We start from the raw sequence: 17069 nt of genomic DNA on the forward strand, positions 1-17069 counted from the left end.
GACACTCTCAGCCAACATATTTGCGTTCCATCGGCCCACCTCACATATTCACCGTTTACGTTACGTCCTCTCTCAATTATTGCCCCCCCTGCTTCAGAAAGGACACCCACAACCCCAAACAAATCACTGGCATTATGCCCATGCCCCACCAACAGCTCCCGAATATCCTGATGCGCCTCCCCACTTTGAGCATGATCTGAAATCTTGACCCTGATATCCCCATGAGCCCCCCCATCCCCATCATGCTCCCCAATCCTCGCCGTCATCCACGTGGTGTAATCAAACTGCCACGTCTCCGCCGACACACTCACCCCGGTCAGCGCCTGGGCATCCTGGAACCGCATCATCACGTTCCGGGTGATGTTGTTCCCCGTGGTATTTGATCCCAGGTCTGTTTTCCTCTTGGGCGTCTCTGGCGTGGTGGTCACTGTGATCACATTGCCCGTTTCCGCCTCTACCGTCCCGATCCAGTTAAAGGAAAAATCGCCCACATCGGAGCCCAGGATCATGGAGTAGACCACCTGGTCCGGGTTGACGTAGCCCTTGTGGGCATCATCGATGGTGTGGGTATGAACGACGTGGGCCGGGTCCGGCATCTGCTGGTTGCGGTCCACGGGTTGGGATGGGTCCAGGCCGGGGACCAGGGCAAGCACCATGCGATCGATGACGAGGGGTTTTTCTTCCCCCCTCAGCTCGTTGATGCGTGTCTGGCCCAGGGCGGTGATTGCACTGCTCATGGTTCCTCCAATATGGCTGTTTCGGTCAGGTGGTCATTGGAAAACTCCACCACCTGGATCTCCATGGGGATGGTGGTAATGATCTTCCATTCGTAGCGGCGGCAGGTTCTGCCGTAGTGTTGGATCAGGGTGGAAAGTAGGCTTTCGTTTTGGGCCAACTGGTTGTCGGAGAGGCGGATGGCCACCACGTCCCAGTCGCGGCCCGGCATGCGCTCTTCCAGCTCCACGTAGCCCACGCCCAGGCGCTCGAAAATCTGTTTGAAGCCCTCCACGCTTCCGGCGTCCCTTGCGTTGGCGTAGGCGTGGCGGACGCGCAGGCGGAAGAGGTCCAGGGGCTCGCCCTTAAAGCGGGTGATGTCGCGTTGCCAGGCGATAAGCTCAAGCACGGCTTCCCGGCAGGTCATGGGGTCCAGTTGCTTCAGGGGCCAGAGGGCCCACTCGCCCAGGCGGGTAAACCAGCGGTGGGCGGCGGCGGCCAGCTTGGCCACCTGGCCCTTGTTCATCCAGACGGGCAGGTCAAAGGCGGGTAGTTCGGTCATCAGACCACCTCCGTGTTGACGGTGAGGGAGGAGAGCGTGGGGATCTCCATGGCGCTCACGATGTCGCCCAGGCTGAAGGAGACGGACTTTAAGTCCGGAAGCTGCTGGTGGAGTTCATAGGCCAGGGTGGAAAAGGAGAAGCGGGAAAACGGCATGGTGCGGGTGATTTTGGAAAAATCCTGGTTCTCGCGAAAGGCGAACCGCACCCGGTCCGACACGGCCTGTTTCAGGGCGGCGATTCTCTCTCCGGAGAGAACCCCGTCGTGGTACACGGTCACCACCAGCGCCGCCGGTTTTTCCGGCATGGGGAAGCACAGCATATCGTCCCCATGGCCGTGGTGGCCCTGGTCCCGGATGTAGGTATTGATGCCGTCCACAAAGGACTGGGAGGGCTGGCCGGAGTCGATCATCACGAAGGCGTTGGCGCTTCCCGGGCCCCTGGGGGCGTCGTGCTCGAACCAGACGAAGTCGGGCTGGATACCGGCAAACAGGGAGATATCCGCCCGGTATGCAGCGTCGTGGTGATACTGGCCCACGGCGGAGAACTGGTTGCGGCATCGCAGCCGGAGAGAGTCGTCGGACTCCGCATCGGCCCCGGCGATGGTGATCCACTCCGCCTCGTTGGTGACCGCGGCAATCCCGGACACAGGCTCCGGCAGCACGGTAAAATACCCCGGCCCCAGGTTGTGGGCCGTGCCGGGGATCTCCGCCTCCACCGGCACCTGGGCTGAGATCACGCCGTCCGGGATGGTCACCTCTTCCGTGGTGCGCACCCGGTAAATCTTCGTGTTGATGGGCGGCGTGGCCACCAGGATCCCGGCCTCCACCGTTACCTCCCCGTCGGCGGCCTCCCGGGTAAACACAAGAAAACCCCGGGTGGTCGCGGCTTTTTTCCTCTCCAGGTCCACGGCCCAGGCCAGAAGCTCCAGCCAGGCCCCGGTGGCGTCCTTCAGGAAAAAGTTGGGAAGCACCTGGGTGGCCAGGAGCTGCACCAGCCACATGGCCGGTTTTGTGGCGATGGCCGTGATCAGCCGCCAGAAGGGGGCCCACTCCGAGTCGTTGGCGATGCCCACCTCCTCCTCGGCGTTGATGGCGCGCCATTCGGTTTCCATGGCCTCCTGGGAGACGGGGATCCCCGCGTCCACCAGCATCTGCTCGTATACGTCCGTCATCACACCTCCAGCGAAAAGCCGATGGGGCCAAAATTCATGGTCTCGGCCCTCAGATAGAATTCTCCGGGTTTCACCTCGTCAATGGCGGCGGAACCCGGCACGATGCGCACATCGTTATCCACGGCCAGGGTGATCATCATCTTGGTGCGATCCACCAGCCCCCGGTTGCGGTTGCCCACCAGGGGCGGTAAAAAGCCCTCCTCCCGGATCATGTGGACCAGGTCCTGGGCGATGACGTCCCGGTCCGTGATGGTGACCGGGTTGCCCCCGGCGTCCAGGACCAGGTCGTCGTCTTCAATCAACAGGTCAAGATACATTGTCATTTACGATGCCATCACCAGCTGGCTGGTGACCTCCTGTGCGTTGATGGGCCGGGATGTGACGATCTTCCCCACATGCACGGTTTGAGAAGAGCTTGTGCTGGTGTTGGAGACGGCCGTCGCAATAGATTGAGACACGCCCCCCGCCGGCACCGCCGCCTGCCTGGGCGCCTCCAGGGAAGGCGACGTCTTCGGTGCTTCGGCCACGGGATCGTCCCCCACCCCCGGTATCCAGGAGAATTTCCCTTTCACCCAATCCCAGGCGTCCCCCAGCTTGGCAAAGCCCCCCATCACCCAGTCGATGCCCCCCATGATGGCCTTGCCCCATGAGGAGTCCATGAAGGCGGCCTTCAGGTCGTCCCAGTAGTAGATGGCGGCGGCAATGGCCCCGGTGAGAAGCACCACGCCCCCGGCAATGAGCAGCACCGGGTTTGCCCACATGGCTGTGTTCATGAGCCACATGGCGATCTGCCCGGCTATCATCACGCCCCGGAACACGGCCATGATGCCGGACACCGCACTCACCGCCACGCCCCAGCCCATGGTGGCCATACTGGCCACGCCACCTGCCATGGCAAAGGCGGCCAACCCGGCGGTGAGGCCCGCCACCCCGATCACCGCGTAGCCGATGTATTTGGTCAGGGTGGGATACTCCTGGGTCCACTGGTACATGGTCCCCGCCCCTTCGGCCATGGTCTCCACCACAGGGATTAATGTGGGTAAAAGCGCCTGGCCCAGGCCGATGCGCAGGGCCTTGGTCCCCTGGTTCAACCGTTGAAAGGGGTCCACCATGGCATCGGCCATGGTCATGGCTTTTTCCATGCCCTTCACCTTGCCCAGGGCGTTCATGTCGCCTTCCAGCTTGCCCACCTTGGGCAACAGCAAATCGATCATGGCCACGGCTTCGTCGGAGCCGAAGGCCTCTTTCAATGCGTCGGACTCGGCCACGTCCAGGGTGCTCCCGAACTTGCCCCGGATCTTCTGCAGGATGTCCACCATCCCCAGCATGCGCCCGTTGGCGTCGGTAAAGGAGAGCCCCAGCTTCTCCTGGGCCCCGCCGATCCCGCCAAGGAAGGCTTTGTACTTGGTCCCGGCCTCGGAGCCGGACATGGTGGCCTGGAGCGATCCCAGCACCGCCATCTGCTCGGCCTGGTCAATGCCCGCCGAAGTGGCCTTGGCCCCCAGGGCGGAAAAAGATGCGGCCATCTCGGAGCCGGTGGTCTTGAACATCTGCACCGCCGTGGCCGTCTGCCCGGTGAGTTGCTCCACCCAGTCCGCCTTGCCCATGGCGTTGGCGGAGTCGGCGAAGATCCCGTACATGGTGCCCATGTAATCGGTGATGGTTGCGGCGTCGGATTTCGTCCCCTTGGCAAGGATGTTGGAAGCGTTGGTGAAGGAGGAAAGCTCCTCTCCGGAGAGCCCGGCAATGGCCGACTGGATGTCGTAGGACGACGACACAAAGTCCTTGGCCGACTCCCCGTACTTCACGGAAAAGGCGATGGCCTTGTCCGCCAGCATGTCCAGGGAGTTCTGGGCAACGTCCAGGCTTCGCACCTCGCCGATGGCCATGTTGAACTCCTGGGCCGGGGCCGTGAGGGCGGTCACCGCGTAACCGGCGGCAGCCACCCCGGCGGCCCCGCCCGCCACCTTGCTGAAGGTGTCCGTCACGCCTTCCAGGGAGTTTTTGATTTTCCCCGCCGGGCCGGTCACCTTGTCCATCAGGTCGATGGTGAACATCAGTTTTTGAAGCTGGCTTGCCATGCATCACCTTCCGTTGAACGCCATGGCCACGCCTGCGGCAGTGGCCATACGCTGTTTTTCCCAATAGTCCTTTTCCAGGAAGAGCGCTTCCCCCATGGCCCTGGGCGTCACCTCACGCCCCGGGAACCACTTGTGGGAGAAGGCCGTCATCTGGGACAGAGCGGAGTTCTCTATCCCGGCGGCAATCCGTTCTACTCCCCCACCGCCACCTCGATGGCGGGCACCACCTTGTTGATCAGGTGGGTACCGATGGCCATCACGTGGGTGGGGTTCTCCAGGAAGGGCTTCAGGGCCTCTTTGCTCTCCGGGGCCACACAGCGAACCAGGAAGTTGTGGGTGGGCTGCACCTTGTCGGTGGGCTGCATCTCGTTGATCAGGCGCTCATGGTGGGCGGGGGTAACGTCGAAATCAATGGCGGTGCCGTCGATGGTCAGGGTGATTTTTGTGCTCATGGGTCTTTCTCCTTACTTTTTGATGATCTGTTCAAACATGGAAAATCGTTCGTTCAATCGGGTTTCAAGGCGGTTTTCGAAATCCGAGAACATCTTCTCAAGATCTCTTTTGCTGGTGTAGTTCTCCGAGATGTAGAGTCTCAGGTTCACGATCGCCAGCTCGTTGGCCTGCTCCTTCCTGAACAGGTAGATGTTCCACGCCAGGACTGCGGGCCAGAGATACCTGGCGATGAACTCGAAGGTTTCGGTCACCATGGGGATTAAACCTTTTCAGCCTCAGGCAGGTTGTGGTTGGAAAGCTCCGTGGCCACCATCCCCACCAGCTCATCATCCACCGTGTTGGTGGTCTGTTTAGCCAGCTTCTTCAGCCCCAGGATCACCAGGCGGGTGAGGATCTTTTCACTGGCAACGGCCAGGGCCATGCGGCCAAGGATGTGGGAAGCGGAACTTGCAATGGCTGTCAAAAACATGGGCGTCTCCTTTTTCAGGTGGTGGCCATGCGGATCCCCGTGGCGATCTGGTCGTCGCTGTAGGGCATCTGGCCGTTTTCGTGTTTGATGATCACCGGAATGAGCCGGGGCAAGACCTCGGTCACCACCAGGGGCTCGTCCGGATCCACGCCCACCACCTGGGCCACATGGTCCACGTAGGCGGCGGTGTCGTTCTCCTTGGGAGGCGCCCATCGGGTGATGATGCCCCGCACGGTCTTGATGCCGTGGCGGCGCTGGTAGTTGGTCAACACCCTTGCCATGGCCCGGATGCCGTACTCCGGGGTTGTGAACAGGCAGAAGGCGGGGTCCGGCTGCACCTTGGCCAGGCCGTCCCAGTTGTCGCCGTGGCGGATGTTGCCGGGGTTGTTGTTGCGAATGCCTCGTGTTGCTTCCATCACATGGTCTCCAGTTCTTCCTGACAGTCCCGGCACAGGGTGCAGCCGGGCATGGCCTTCCTGCGCCCTTCGGGGATCGGTTCGTCGCAATGCGCGCAGATCGCAAGGCCGGGCCCCGTGGGAAGGGCGGCCCGGGCGCTGGCCACGGCGGCGTTGCGCTCGCGGGCTTCAAGGATCTGTGCGCGGTCCAATATGTCCATCAGTCGGTGAGCCCTTCCACCCTGGCCGGATCGAGGTAGGGTATGCCGTTGATCTTCACGAAGTTGGGGCTGGTCACCTCAAAGCCGATTTTGACGGTGGCCTTCTTATCGCTGGTGGGGTCGTAGTCCATGATGTCCTTGAGGTTCAGAAGGCACCCGAAGGCCTCCACGTTCTCCTCCTCCTTGGTCCCCTTGGCGTAGAACTGAAGGTCCACGGGCTCGATGCCCTGCCAGGAGCCCTTGGCCGCCGCCTCTTCCGCCAGGATGGCCATGGCCGTGGCGTCCAGCTCGATGTCTCCGGAGGCGCTCACCGCCCCGGGCACCCACCCGTTGGGCACGCCTCCGTCCTGCACGGACTTCCGCCCGTCTTCAATGGAGAGGGAGGCCTTCTCCGCCCGCAGGCGAAAATCCCCCAGGCTAAATGAAAAGCTGCTGTTGCTGATTCGCTTCATGGGTCACTCCTATGCGTTGGTGCTGAGATCCAGCATCAGGTTCACGGTGATGTCTTTGGGGCAGTTATAGGGCCGCGCCTTCATGTAGATGCGCACAGAGTCCTTATCCACCCACTGGATGGTGATGGCGTCCCGGGCCGGGGGATGGATCTCCCCGGGGAAGATCTCCTTGCCGATGCGCGACCCGATGGACATTTTTCTCAAGGGCCGCATGAAGTAGCTGGCGTTTTGGGCGATGGACTCCGGCGTGGAGTTCAGGCGGCGGTCGCCGATGCGCGCCACGGTCAGGGGGTACACCTGGCGCATGGCCTTCTGAATGACGCGAAGGTTCTCCACCACCTGGAAGTCGCCCCCGGGCACGTCCAGCATGTTGCAGTCGCCCCAGTACACCCCGGGGTAATCCGGGTACCACTGGGGGACAGAGAACCGGTTCGCGTCCAGGGCCTTCAGGTGGGCCATGGAGAGCATCACCCCGTCCTTGTCCGTGGGCCTCTCGCCAAAGGTCCCGATGAGGGGCCCGGTGGCCACCCGCATGGGTGTGTCGGCCACGGTGACGGCCCGGTTGCACAGGCGCCCGGCAAGGGTGCCCTGGTCCGGTCCCCACAGGGAGGGCACCACGCACACCTGGTCGGCGGCCACGCCGTCGGTGATGGGCTCGATGGCCGCGATGTAATCGGCCCAGGCTTCGTCCGCACCACAGCCCCGCACGCTGGCCATGAAGAAAACGGGCCGCATGTAGGTGGCCAGGATCGACTTGGCCTTGGTGAACATGGCCTCGATGTCGGTTTTCTGGGTTACGGGGTCGGTGATGACGATGGCCTCGCAGCTCGTCACCTCCATGGCGTAGTCCACGGCATCGGCCCAGGACCCGTCGGCAGCGATGGGCAGCACGCTGGCCCCCCAGTTCTGCCCGGCGTTGACCATGGCGGCCTCCACCTGGGTCTTGAGGTTGGAGGCATCCGCCCCCAGGGCTTCGTCCAGGTCCGTGGCGTTGCTCACGGAAAGCACCTTGCCCACGTTGACGGTACCCTCCCCGATAAACAGGAAATGGCGCTCGATCTCGGGCAGGGGTCCCTGCATGAGGTTGAGCCGGTTAATCTGAATCGTTCCAAGTGACATTTTTTTTCCTAAGCTCCTTCGCTCTATGCGCGTCGCACGCGTTTCAAGGCGTCTTCGGTCATCTGGGTGAGAAAGGCGTCGGCGTCTTCCAGGGTGGCGCCTAAAAATGGGCGGGGTGCGGGTTTGACTTCCCAGCTCTGCTTCCCGTGCCGGGTCTTGAATCTCATCAGGCGAAGAATCAAACCGGCTTGCCCCTTGCTCATGTTGTCCATGATCCACTTGGCTGGCACCCGCTTTAATACGGCTTTGCCTTTGCCCCGCTTCCTGGCCACCCGGCGCCGGTATCCTTCTTTGTTCAGGGAACGCGCCTGGGCTTGGGTTGCAGGCTTCTTGTAATCATTCCGACTTTTGGGGCCGTAAACCTTTGCCGCTCTTTGAGGGGTCCATGTGTCGCCAACCCCATTGGCCTGTTTGAACGCCAACTGCCCACGGCCTGGGTTCTTCCAGGAGACAGTGGCCCGATGGGAATTGTCTTTCCAAACGGTCACCGCCATGCCTTTGCCCATTTTCTTGAGCAGCTTCTTCTTGTGGCGGCTATTGGCCCGTGGAGCCATGGACTCGCCGGACACGGTCTTCTGGTACCTGATATTCTCCCGGGCTTTTTTACGGGTCTGATTGCCGATATCGGCCAGCAAACGGCGGCGCTCCGGAACACTCATGGAGAGCACCTCAAGCTGATCCATCAGCCGCAACATCTCCCGTTTGTTGTGCCGCACCTTCACGTCCATCAAACCGCCTCCAGCCCGGCCAAGTTCTCGGCCACGTTCACCCCGGCATCGCCCACCCGCCACTGCGAGCCCTCAAAGGCAAGGGGCCCTTCCGGGTCGGGGACGATGACCAGGGGCTCGTCAAACTCCACCCCGATCTCCACGTCCACGGTCTGCTCGTCGGAGAGGGACACATCCACGTCCGGGTCGGCCAGGTCGAGTTCAAAGCGCTCAACGTCGTACTTGGCCAGCCAAAGCACGATGCAGGAAAGTAGCAGCTCGGCAATGGCGCCCGGGCACCGCTCGATGGAGATCACCGCGTCGTACCGAAACCGGCCCACCTCCAGGCCGTGGCCCAGGTCCTTGCCGATAAGGGAGAGTTTCCCCTGGTCGGCAAAGGCTTCCATCTGGTCCCGGGTGATGCCGGGAAGGGTCAACAGGTGGGCAGCAAGGCCGGAGAGCTTCTTCATCCTTAGAGGGCCTCCACATGGATGGTCATGGTCCCCTGCATATCCGCCAGGGCGGAAAGGGCTTCCCGGAACCACCGGTCCGCGGTCTCCGGCGCTTCCTTGGCGTCGGACTGGGCGTCGTTCTTCCGCAGCATGGTGGCGTAGTCCGAAAGCAAAAGCCCCTTGGCGTGGCAGCACACGGCCCGGACGTACTGCAAAACAAGGGGGTGAAGGTCCCCCAGCATCTCGCCGTCGTCCACGGGCACCTCGGACAGGCTCGCCCTGCCCGCTTCCACGTGGCGCGCCCGGAACCCGGCCAGCTCCTTGTTGGCCCAGAGCATGCCCAGCCTCATCCGATCGGCCAGCAAAGCTTCCCGGTACTCACCCGGTAGCCGGTAGGCCTCCTGGAACTCGGCCAGATCGATGTCCGGCCAGAACGCGTTGTTCTGGACCATCGTCCCCTTGGGCAATTCGTCTGCAAATCCGGTGAAACTCATGGTGTCTCCTTGGTTGAAATTGGACCGGCCCCCGCCTGGGTCCGAAGCGTTTCACATAGCGTGAACGCACGGCCCGGCGGGATCGGCCGGTGGTGTGGGAGGTGGTTAGACCGTGCCTTCGGCTTCCGCCCCGGAGGCCTCAGCCGGTTCGGCGGGCTTCTCCTCGGCGGGCTTGGCGCTCTCCAGCTTCTTCCGTGCTTTGCCCAGCACGGTTTTCACCTTGGCGCCGTACTCCTCGGCACGTTCAAAATGGGTTACGGCCTCGGCCCAGGACTCCAGGTCCATGGCCACCAGGCCTTTCAGCTTGAGCATCTTGGCGCTCACCTCGTCGGGGATGTCCCAGCCTTCGGCCAGCTCGCACACCTGGCCGAAGTAGGGTTCCACGGACCGCCCGGCCTCGTGCTCGCCGTCGGCCCAGGCCAGGATGGTGTCGCAGAGGAAGGTGGGCAGGTCCCGGCGGAACCGCTCGGGCATGGGCACGCCGTGCTCGATGCAGTAGAGGGCCAGGGCCATGCCTGCGTGGATGTCGGCGATGTCAAAGAGCCACACCAGGATCTGCCCCAGCAGGGGGTGGTCGGAGCCGGACGCCTTCAAGGTCTCCACCACGGGCATGTACTTGGGCACCAGGTGTTCGGCTTTTTCCGTCTCTTTCTGCTTCTTGCTGCGGATCAGCTTGAGCTTGGCCAGGTCGTCCTCCAGCTCCTTTTCAAAGCCGGTCACGGCCTGCTGCCTGGCGATGGCCGTGGTGGGCATGGTCCCCAGAACAGAAAAGGACTCCCCTTCCCCGTAGCCGGGATCTTCTTTTTTCTTTTCCTGAAATCGTTTCATCAACGACATGGGTTTTCTCCTTCAATGAAGTGGGGGCCAGGGCCAGGAGGGAAGCCCCGGCCCCCGGTCATACCCGGGACACGCCCGGCGTGTTATGCCCAGGTGGTCCCGTCGGGCTGAAGGAGCTTCACCTTGTCGAACTCCACGGCCACGAATTTCTCCGGGGTCTCCACCACGTAGCCCTCGTTCCGGCTGTTGAAATCTTCCACGCGGTCCTTCTCGGGCTTGTCCTTGATGTGACGCCTCCAGGAGCCGGACTGCACATAGATGGAGAGGTTGTCATGGCTGGTGATCACAATGCCCCTGCCGGGGAAGTTGCTGGGGGTCTCCCAGGGCAGTCCGCCGAAGGTGGCCAGGGCCGCAGGCGTGAGGGTCTTTTCGGTAGGGGTCTGGCCCATGGCGATGGCAAGGGCCGCCTTTTCTTTGCCCACCAGCTCCGACCCGATGAGGGCCACCAGGCCCTGGCGGAGATACGGGGGGATCCCCTCCACCAGTTCCAGCACGGCGTGGTCCAGGTTGATGAAGTCGCCATCGGGGCCGATGCGGATCTCCCCGTCCTGCTTCTCACCGGTGGTGAGGATGTTGGCGGCCATCTTCTCCCGCATGTACTGGAGCCACCCCTTGTTCACGTCCTGCATCATGGGGTTGGCTTCGAGGTCGGTATCCTTGGCCGCGCTGGTGCCGTGCCAGCCGATGATCTCCCGGTCCGTGGCCATGCGCTGCTGCACGTAGCGCTGGTAGCGCTCGGGAAGGTCCTGGAACTTGGCCCAGGCATCCATGGTGGCGTAGCGGATGTAGGTGTCCGTGTTGGTCTGGTAGAGCCGGTAACCGGATGCGCTCAGGTTCAGAAGGTCTTTGGGCTTGCGCTCATTGCCGTCCACGCTGGTGTCGGTGCGACCGGAGGCCGGACCGGACGCGCTGCCCAGAATGTTCTGGCCTTCCAGGTCGTCAACAGTAATGACGTTGATGTTGGGCAGGAAGGTGGACAGCTCCACGATCTTGTCCTGAAGCTTCTGCTCCAGGGTGGGGTCCACGGTGAAGGTCTCATGGACGTTTTGAACGCCATAGGTCTTCGCCAGCCGAGCTTCCATCTGGTGGAATGCGAGGCGAGATGTTTTGTTCATGGTCGGTGCTCCTTAATACGTATGAAGTGAAGGGAAGACGATCTCAGGCCATCAGAGAAGCTCGTCGTGCTCCCCCGCAGGGTTGGGGTTCTCCCGGAACCGGGTGCCGGGCGCGCGCTGTTCCATGCGCTCGGTCATGGTGTTGAAGGCCTTCACCATGGTGTCCACGCTCGTCTTCAGCTCTGTGTACTGCGCCTCACCGGCGGGTGCCGGGGTCTCGCTTCCTTCGCTGCCCCCGCCCTCCCCTTCGCCGCCCGCGCCTTTTTCGTCTCCGGCTGGGGTCGTCTTGAATGTTTCCATAAAGGTCTGCATGTGGCCGGCAAGGCCTTCCACGGCCTGCTGGGTTGCCTCAAGGGTGTCCTTGACGGCTTCGAATTGCTCTGTGTTCATGGGGTCGTCTCCCGTCTCTTCGTCGTGGTTTTCGTCTGTAAAAAAATGGGCAAGCTTTCTGAAAAAGGTGGTCATGAAGCGGTCCTCATCGCCCATGAACTCTTTGCTCAAATCCGGCACCTCCTCCCCCGCGTACCGGGCGGTGAATTCCCGGCCCTTCATCTTGTTAAACCGCATCTCATCCGTGCCCAGGGACGCGGGGGAATCGGTCATGGCCAGGCCCGTCAGGTAGGTTTTGCCGGTCCCCGCAAAGTCCTCGGTCACCTCAATGGAAAAGTGGAGGTACTCCTCCCACACCTGGTTCATCTGAAGCAGGGAGCGGTTCGGGGAGATCTTGGCGTAAAGCTTCAGCACGCCGTCCACCTCTTCGGTCTTCAGCTCCCGCACTGATCCGTAGGAACCGCCGCGCATGTGGTCGATCCAGATCTTGGCGGTGTAGGTGGCGGGGCTGTAGGTCTCGGCCATGTCGGTAAACCACTGGGGCTGAAGCACCCGGCCGTCCACGGTGGGGCCGGAGGTGGCGACACATTTCCAATCAGTCACAAGGGAGGAAGGCATGTTTTTTCCTTGGTTACAGGGGCGTTTTCTTGGTGCTTACGTCATCAACACCCCAACCATAGGAGGCAAAAAAAAGGCTGTACATGAATTGATTTCCGATATTCGCGTTATCGGAAAAGAAGTTATTTCCGGATTTTTTTTTGTTGATAGGGTCTCGGCATGGGACTTCATACCAAGGAAATACGAGATGCGGCCAAGCGCCTTTACCTGCGCCACCACACCCCCAAGGAGATAGCGGCCATCGTCAACGCCCCCTTGCGCACCATCTACGACTGGCGCACCAAGGGGCAGTGGGATGATCTTCTCTCCACGGAGAGCGCGGAAGAGTCCATGACCAGACGCCTCACCCTGCTGGCGGAACGGGATGGAAAAACCAAACTTGAATTGAGCGAAATGAAGAGCCTGGTGGAAAGCCTGGTGAAGCTTCGGCACAGCCGCATGCTCATGGAAGGAAAGGGCCACCCCGGGGAAGGGGCAGAGGAGAGCAAGAAAAAGGGCGCCTCCGGAGGGAAGCGCAGGCGGGGCAAAAAGAAAAACGACGTCACGGGCATCAAGGAAGACGACTTCAAAGTCAAGATGCACAAGCACTACTTCCGGTATCAAATGGAGCTTCGGGAAGCCCGGCACCACCGGTTCCGCATGCTCTTAAAGTCCCGGCAGATCGGGGCCACCTGGTACTTCGCCCAGGAGGCATTTGAAGACGCCGTGCTCACGGGCCGGAACCAGATCTTCCTCTCGGCCACCCGGGCCCAGGCCGAGGTGTTCCGGCGGTACATCGTGGCCATTGCCCGGCAGCACTTCGACATCGACCTGTCCGGCAACCCCATTGTGCTGCACACGGAGAAAGGCCCGGCGGAGCTGCACTTCCTCTCCAACAACTCCAAGTCCGCCCAGAGTTACACGGGCAACGTGTACATTGACGAGTTCTTCTGGATCCAGAAGTTCAACGAGCTTTACACGGTGGCTTCCGGCATGGCCACCCACAAGAAGTGGAGGAAAACCATCTTCTCCACCCCGTCCGCCGTCACCCATGAGGCCTACGACCTCTGGACCGGGGACCGCTACAACAAGCGGTTCAAGAGAAAGCGGGTGGAGTTCCCCGGCTTCAAGGAGATGCAGTCCGGCATTCTCTGTCCAGACAACGCCTGGCGCAAGATCATCACCCTGGACGATGCCGAGGCAGGGGGCTGCGATCTGTTCGACCGCAAAGACCTGGAGCTGGAGTACTCCCCCTCAGAGTTCGCCAACCTCTTCGGGTGCCAGTTCATGGACGACACCTTCGGGGTGTTCCGGTTCGCCGACCTGGAGGCGTGCCCCACCGATATCTCCCAATGGAAAGACCTTGACCCCACCGCCCCACGGCCCTTCAGCAACTGCCCGGTCTGGGGCGGCTACGATCCCTCGCGCCACCGGGACGATGCCAGCTTTGTCATCGTGGCCCCGCCCTTGAAACCCGGCGGCACGTTCCGGGTAATCAAGCGGTTCAAGTGGGTCAACAAGTCGTTCACCTGGCAGGCCGCCGAGATCAAGAAGCTCTGCGCCATGTACAATTTTACTTATATGGGCATCGATGTCACCGGCCCGGGCATGGGTGTGTTCGACACGGTGAAGACCTTCTACCCCCAGGCCACGCCCATCCACTACTCCGTGGGCAGCAAGACCCGCATGGTCCTGAAGGCCCAGGAGATCATCACCTCAAACCGCCTTGAGTGGGACGCCCAGGAGACCACCATCGCCCACGCCTTCCTCACCATCCGGCAGACGTACACCCCCAACGGCCAGGTGACCTACTCCGCCAACCGAACGGACACCACCGGCCATGCCGACGTGGCCTGGTCCATCATGCATGCCCTTATCAACGAACCCATCAGCCACGACCAGGCGCAAGGCGCTTGCGTGGAAGTTTTATAATCCGGAGGCAACACCCATGGGAAAAAAAAGAAGAAAACAGAGAAAGGACCACATGAACGACCAGGGCGGCCCCCCCGAGGCCTTCAACTTCGGAGAACCGACCCCCATCCTGGCAAGCCAGCTCCAAGACTACGTGGGCGTCTGGCTCCTGGACAACGGCAGCTACTACAGCCCGCCCGTGTCCCTGGCAGGCCTGGCCCGGCTTCGCGGGGCCAACGCCTACCACGGCCCCCTGCTGGAGTTCAAAACCAACATGATCATGCGGGCCTTCAAGGGATCGGCCGCGGTGCCCATGCTGCAGATGCTCCCCTTTGTGACGGACTACGTCACCTTTTTGAACGCCTACTTCCAGAAGGTCACCAACTGGATGGGAGAGGTCATCGCCCTGGTGCACCTGCCCGCCATCAACATGCGCAGGATGAAAGAGCCAGGCCAGTACTGCATGCTCAACGTGGACGGCAGCCGCACGGACTTCCAGCCCGGGGAGGTGATCCACGTGAAGAACTACGACGTGGCCCAGACCATCTACGGGCTACCCTCCTACCTGGGGGCCATCCAGTCCATGCTCTTAAACGAAGACGCCACCCTGTTCCGGCGGCGCTACTATCTCAACGGGGCTCACGCCGGGTACATCTTCTATTCATCCGCCGCCACCCTGGGGGACAAGGAGCAGAACGCCATCCGGGACGCCGTGAAGTCCACCAAGAAGCTGGGCAACTTCCGCAACCTCTACCTCCACGTGCCCAACGGAGGAGAAAAGGCTTTCCAAATCATCCCCGTGGGGGACTTCTCCACCAAGGACGACCTGGAAAAGATCAAAAACATCTCCCGGGACGACATCATCGCCGCCCACCGCATCCCCCCGGCCCTGGCCAGCGTGGTGCCCACCGAAGCCCGGGGCGGATTCGGAGACATCACCAAGGCCGACCAGGTCTATGAAAAAAACGAGATCGAACCCATCCGAAAGATCCTCCTCCAGATCAACGATCATTTGACCGGAAACCACAGGATAGCCTTTGACGAAGTGGATTATGCACAATAGATTGGGGGTGAAAGGAATATGTCTATGCGAATTAAATGCAACAAATGCGGAAGCCACGCCACCATCAGATCAAGCGAACAGCCCTCCACCGAAGTGAAAAGGCTGTACTGCATCTGCAACAACATCCAGTGCGGCCACACCTTCGCCATGGATGTCACCTTCTCCTACACCATCTCCCCCAGCGCCATGGACCTGCCCGAAGATCTCCGCGCCAAGATCCAGGAGTCCACCCCCATGGAACAACGGGCGCTCTTCAAAGGCCTAAGCCCGACCATGCAACAGGCTGGCTGATGAAATAAAAAACCCCGGTGCCTGGGAGGCAGCGGGGTTTTTGGTAGTGCAATATCTTTTTGAGGGTAGATAAACCAAATAAAAGAAGCCCTTAGAACTTAGGAAGATAACAAATCCAAAAGTTACCCCAGGATATTCTTTTCGAATAAGCTCTGAATAGCGTTTAGATATTCTTTATGTTTTTTCATCCGTACTGAAATATCTATTTTGGGGTAATAACACTTCCAAATATCATGTTTTAACTTCGAAAAGTGTTCTCGATCCGTCTTGTTCAGATAAAGCCGGACAATGTTTTCCTGCGGTTTTAGCCCAATAGAAAGTTCTGTTATTGTTTTATCTTTTTCCCCATCAGACAAGTCATGGTTATATACAATATCATTTGCCTTACTTCTAAAGTCTTCTAATTGCTTTATGAACTCCGTGAATTCGAGGCTTCGCTGTTGACGAATCCATTTCATATATTCAGTTCTACGCGTAAGCCAAGCACCAAGAAACCCTCCCAATAGAGCAAACAACCCTGATATTAATGCGACAATTATTTTAACTTCATCCATATAATCCCTACAAAATTTGAATTATACCCAAAACAGTCAAATATCATTCACCTAATAGTCTTCTAAAATGCTTGTAGTTACTTCTTACATTATCGATTAACGATTCAGCATCAAGTGTGTATTCGTTTCCATTTATTATAGTTTCATTAGCCAATTCAGACTCAAGGCAGATACACCTTGTTATTCTTATACATGTTATAAAAATTGCCTCCGCGACTGAAAACAATCTTTCATTGTCAGGGTTTGAGCGTATCAAATCTCTCGATTCAAAATATAATTTAGTTAATTCTTCCTTTGCAAAATCAGTTTCACACGAAAATTTACACCCGAGAAGTGACTTCTCAAGGGCGTGAATTGCTTCATCTTCAAACGCTTCATCAATTTTAGAATCAATCATTATTCACACCGAGTTTTAATATATAATTTGGTGTTAATAGACAAACCGAAGAAAGGTATCACGGGCCAAAAAAGACAATTACCAATACATTATCATATATCAAATAGATAATGAGCTCGAGTCGTTGTATTGAATGTAGACTTTGGCCCATTACCTACACACTTTTTTTAAGATTGGTTACATACAAACACATGTTGTTCTGTAAAGAAGACCTCTTTCCCTATAGGCATTTGACATTCAGGTACATTTGGATCTTCAGAAACAACATCTACGGATACGACTTCACCCTTATATGCACTTATAGTGCTATTATCAGTCACCTTTACACAAATATTATAATCGCCAAGAGTATCATGTAACTCTACGGTATTCCCACAGTGGATACGCCCAGCATTTGCGATGCCTGATGGTGTACCGAAATACATTATACTTTCTGACCGTTCTCTCTCTTTAAACATTTCTAATACCTCTATTATCTTTTTTAAAAAACGGAAAAAGAGGGTCTGTCTCAACGTCAAACATCCCTCAATCGTAAGCCATAAAACCATACACCCATACTTAACAAGTATACAATAGTATTTTAGAGCTTAAAAAACGTTGGAGAGAAACAGGTACATTATGGGGAGCAGAAGGACACGTTTTAGGTTCGATAGGAAAAAACGAAAAATTCGAGGGAATAATAG

General features: G+C 59.1%; 25 protein-coding genes. 3 read left to right on the top strand and 22 right to left on the bottom strand.

Going from position 1 to position 17069, the window contains the following annotated elements; all coding sequences use genetic code 11:
- From MSL71_RS00005 to MSL71_RS00095, 19 genes are all read right to left on the bottom strand, one after another.
- Positions 1-737 (bottom strand): phage tail-collar fiber domain-containing protein (locus tag MSL71_RS00005; RefSeq protein WP_180136639.1); only part of this gene is annotated, 737 nt, incomplete at its 3' end.
- Positions 734-1276 (bottom strand): phage tail protein, encoded by a 543-nt coding sequence (locus MSL71_RS00010; protein ID WP_180136640.1) that lies wholly within the window; start codon positions 1274-1276, stop codon positions 734-736. The genes MSL71_RS00010 and MSL71_RS00005, both read right to left, overlap by 4 nt.
- Positions 1276-2448 carry a baseplate J/gp47 family protein gene (locus MSL71_RS00015; RefSeq protein ID WP_180136641.1) on the bottom strand — a complete coding sequence of 391 codons (1173 nt, stop codon included), beginning with the start codon at positions 2446-2448 and terminating at the stop codon, positions 1276-1278. The genes MSL71_RS00010 and MSL71_RS00015 overlap by 1 nt, the downstream gene beginning before the upstream one ends.
- Positions 2448-2771: a DUF2590 family protein gene (locus MSL71_RS00020; RefSeq protein ID WP_180136642.1), complete on the bottom strand. Its 324-nt coding sequence runs from the start codon at positions 2769-2771 to the stop codon at positions 2448-2450. The genes MSL71_RS00015 and MSL71_RS00020 overlap by 1 nt, the downstream gene beginning before the upstream one ends.
- Positions 2772-4529 (bottom strand): phage tail tape measure protein, encoded by a 1758-nt coding sequence (locus tag MSL71_RS00025; RefSeq protein WP_180136643.1) that lies wholly within the window; start codon positions 4527-4529, stop codon positions 2772-2774.
- 3 nt (positions 4530-4532) lie between these two features.
- Complete coding sequence (locus MSL71_RS00030) at positions 4533-4679, bottom strand: DUF6890 family protein (RefSeq protein WP_175469783.1); 147 nt, start codon at positions 4677-4679, stop codon at positions 4533-4535.
- Positions 4680-4720: 41 nt separating this feature from the next.
- Entirely contained in the window at positions 4721-4981 is a 261-nt protein-coding gene (locus tag MSL71_RS00035; RefSeq protein ID WP_180136644.1) for a putative phage tail assembly chaperone, read from the bottom strand.
- A gap of 12 nt (positions 4982-4993) precedes the next feature.
- Positions 4994-5236 (bottom strand): hypothetical protein, encoded by a 243-nt coding sequence (locus tag MSL71_RS00040; RefSeq protein WP_180136645.1) that lies wholly within the window; start codon positions 5234-5236, stop codon positions 4994-4996.
- A gap of 5 nt (positions 5237-5241) precedes the next feature.
- On the bottom strand, positions 5242-5451 hold the full coding sequence (locus MSL71_RS00045; protein WP_180136646.1) for a hypothetical protein: 210 nt from the start codon (positions 5449-5451) through the stop codon (positions 5242-5244).
- A 14-nt stretch (positions 5452-5465) separates the two neighbouring features.
- Positions 5466-5867, bottom strand: coding sequence for a structural protein (locus tag MSL71_RS00050; RefSeq protein WP_180136647.1), 402 nt, complete (start codon positions 5865-5867; stop codon positions 5466-5468).
- Complete coding sequence (locus MSL71_RS00055; protein WP_180136648.1) at positions 5867-6067, bottom strand: TraR/DksA family transcriptional regulator; 201 nt, start codon at positions 6065-6067, stop codon at positions 5867-5869. The genes MSL71_RS00050 and MSL71_RS00055 overlap by 1 nt, the downstream gene beginning before the upstream one ends.
- The gene (locus MSL71_RS00060; protein ID WP_180136649.1) at positions 6067-6519 is read right to left on the bottom strand and encodes a phage protein; all 453 of its coding nucleotides are present in this window, start codon (positions 6517-6519) and stop codon (positions 6067-6069) included. The genes MSL71_RS00055 and MSL71_RS00060 overlap by 1 nt, the downstream gene beginning before the upstream one ends.
- 9 nt (positions 6520-6528) lie before the next feature.
- Positions 6529-7638, bottom strand: coding sequence for a DUF2586 domain-containing protein (locus MSL71_RS00065; RefSeq protein ID WP_180136650.1), 1110 nt, complete (start codon positions 7636-7638; stop codon positions 6529-6531).
- A 23-nt stretch (positions 7639-7661) separates the two neighbouring features.
- On the bottom strand, positions 7662-8366 hold the full coding sequence (locus MSL71_RS00070; protein ID WP_180136651.1) for a hypothetical protein: 705 nt from the start codon (positions 8364-8366) through the stop codon (positions 7662-7664).
- Complete coding sequence (locus MSL71_RS00075) at positions 8366-8815, bottom strand: phage tail protein (RefSeq protein WP_180136652.1); 450 nt, start codon at positions 8813-8815, stop codon at positions 8366-8368. Before MSL71_RS00075 ends, MSL71_RS00070 begins: the two co-directional genes overlap by 1 nt.
- Positions 8816-8817: 2 nt before the next feature.
- Positions 8818-9291 (bottom strand): head completion/stabilization protein, encoded by a 474-nt coding sequence (locus tag MSL71_RS00080; protein ID WP_180136653.1) that lies wholly within the window; start codon positions 9289-9291, stop codon positions 8818-8820.
- A gap of 105 nt (positions 9292-9396) precedes the next feature.
- Complete coding sequence (gene gpM, locus MSL71_RS00085) at positions 9397-10128, bottom strand: phage terminase small subunit (RefSeq protein WP_180136654.1); 732 nt, start codon at positions 10126-10128, stop codon at positions 9397-9399.
- An 83-nt stretch (positions 10129-10211) separates the two neighbouring features.
- Complete coding sequence (locus MSL71_RS00090; RefSeq protein ID WP_180136655.1) at positions 10212-11243, bottom strand: phage major capsid protein, P2 family; 1032 nt, start codon at positions 11241-11243, stop codon at positions 10212-10214.
- A 51-nt stretch (positions 11244-11294) separates the two neighbouring features.
- The gene (locus MSL71_RS00095) at positions 11295-12191 is read right to left on the bottom strand and encodes a GPO family capsid scaffolding protein (protein WP_180136656.1); all 897 of its coding nucleotides are present in this window, start codon (positions 12189-12191) and stop codon (positions 11295-11297) included.
- Between the two features lie 159 nt (positions 12192-12350).
- Here MSL71_RS00095 and MSL71_RS00100 point away from each other — a divergent pair, with 159 nt between their 5' ends.
- The 3 genes from MSL71_RS00100 to MSL71_RS00110 are packed head-to-tail and all read left to right on the top strand — an operon-like array spanning position 12351 to position 15435.
- Positions 12351-14102 (top strand): terminase large subunit domain-containing protein, encoded by a 1752-nt coding sequence (locus MSL71_RS00100; protein WP_180136657.1) that lies wholly within the window; start codon positions 12351-12353, stop codon positions 14100-14102.
- Between the two features lie 16 nt (positions 14103-14118).
- Positions 14119-15144, top strand: a complete 1026-nt coding sequence (locus MSL71_RS00105; RefSeq protein WP_180136658.1) for a phage portal protein — start codon at positions 14119-14121, stop codon at positions 15142-15144.
- A gap of 24 nt (positions 15145-15168) precedes the next feature.
- Positions 15169-15435 (top strand): Ogr/Delta-like zinc finger protein, encoded by a 267-nt coding sequence (locus MSL71_RS00110; RefSeq protein WP_180136659.1) that lies wholly within the window; start codon positions 15169-15171, stop codon positions 15433-15435.
- Between the two features lie 122 nt (positions 15436-15557).
- On the opposite strand, the gene MSL71_RS00115 is transcribed toward MSL71_RS00110, so the two are convergent.
- From MSL71_RS00115 to MSL71_RS00125, 3 genes are all read right to left on the bottom strand, one after another.
- Positions 15558-15989, bottom strand: coding sequence for a Rossmann-fold NAD(P)-binding domain-containing protein (locus MSL71_RS00115; RefSeq protein WP_180136660.1), 432 nt, complete (start codon positions 15987-15989; stop codon positions 15558-15560).
- A gap of 43 nt (positions 15990-16032) precedes the next feature.
- Positions 16033-16386, bottom strand: coding sequence for a hypothetical protein (locus tag MSL71_RS00120; RefSeq protein ID WP_180136661.1), 354 nt, complete (start codon positions 16384-16386; stop codon positions 16033-16035).
- Positions 16387-16553: 167 nt separating this feature from the next.
- Positions 16554-16898 carry a hypothetical protein gene (locus MSL71_RS00125; protein ID WP_180136662.1) on the bottom strand — a complete coding sequence of 115 codons (345 nt, stop codon included), beginning with the start codon at positions 16896-16898 and terminating at the stop codon, positions 16554-16556.
- Positions 16899-17069 lie beyond the last annotated feature (171 nt).

Source organism: Desulfoluna butyratoxydans (genome assembly GCF_900699765.1).
Lineage (GTDB): Bacteria > Desulfobacterota > Desulfobacteria > Desulfobacterales > Desulfolunaceae > Desulfoluna > Desulfoluna butyratoxydans.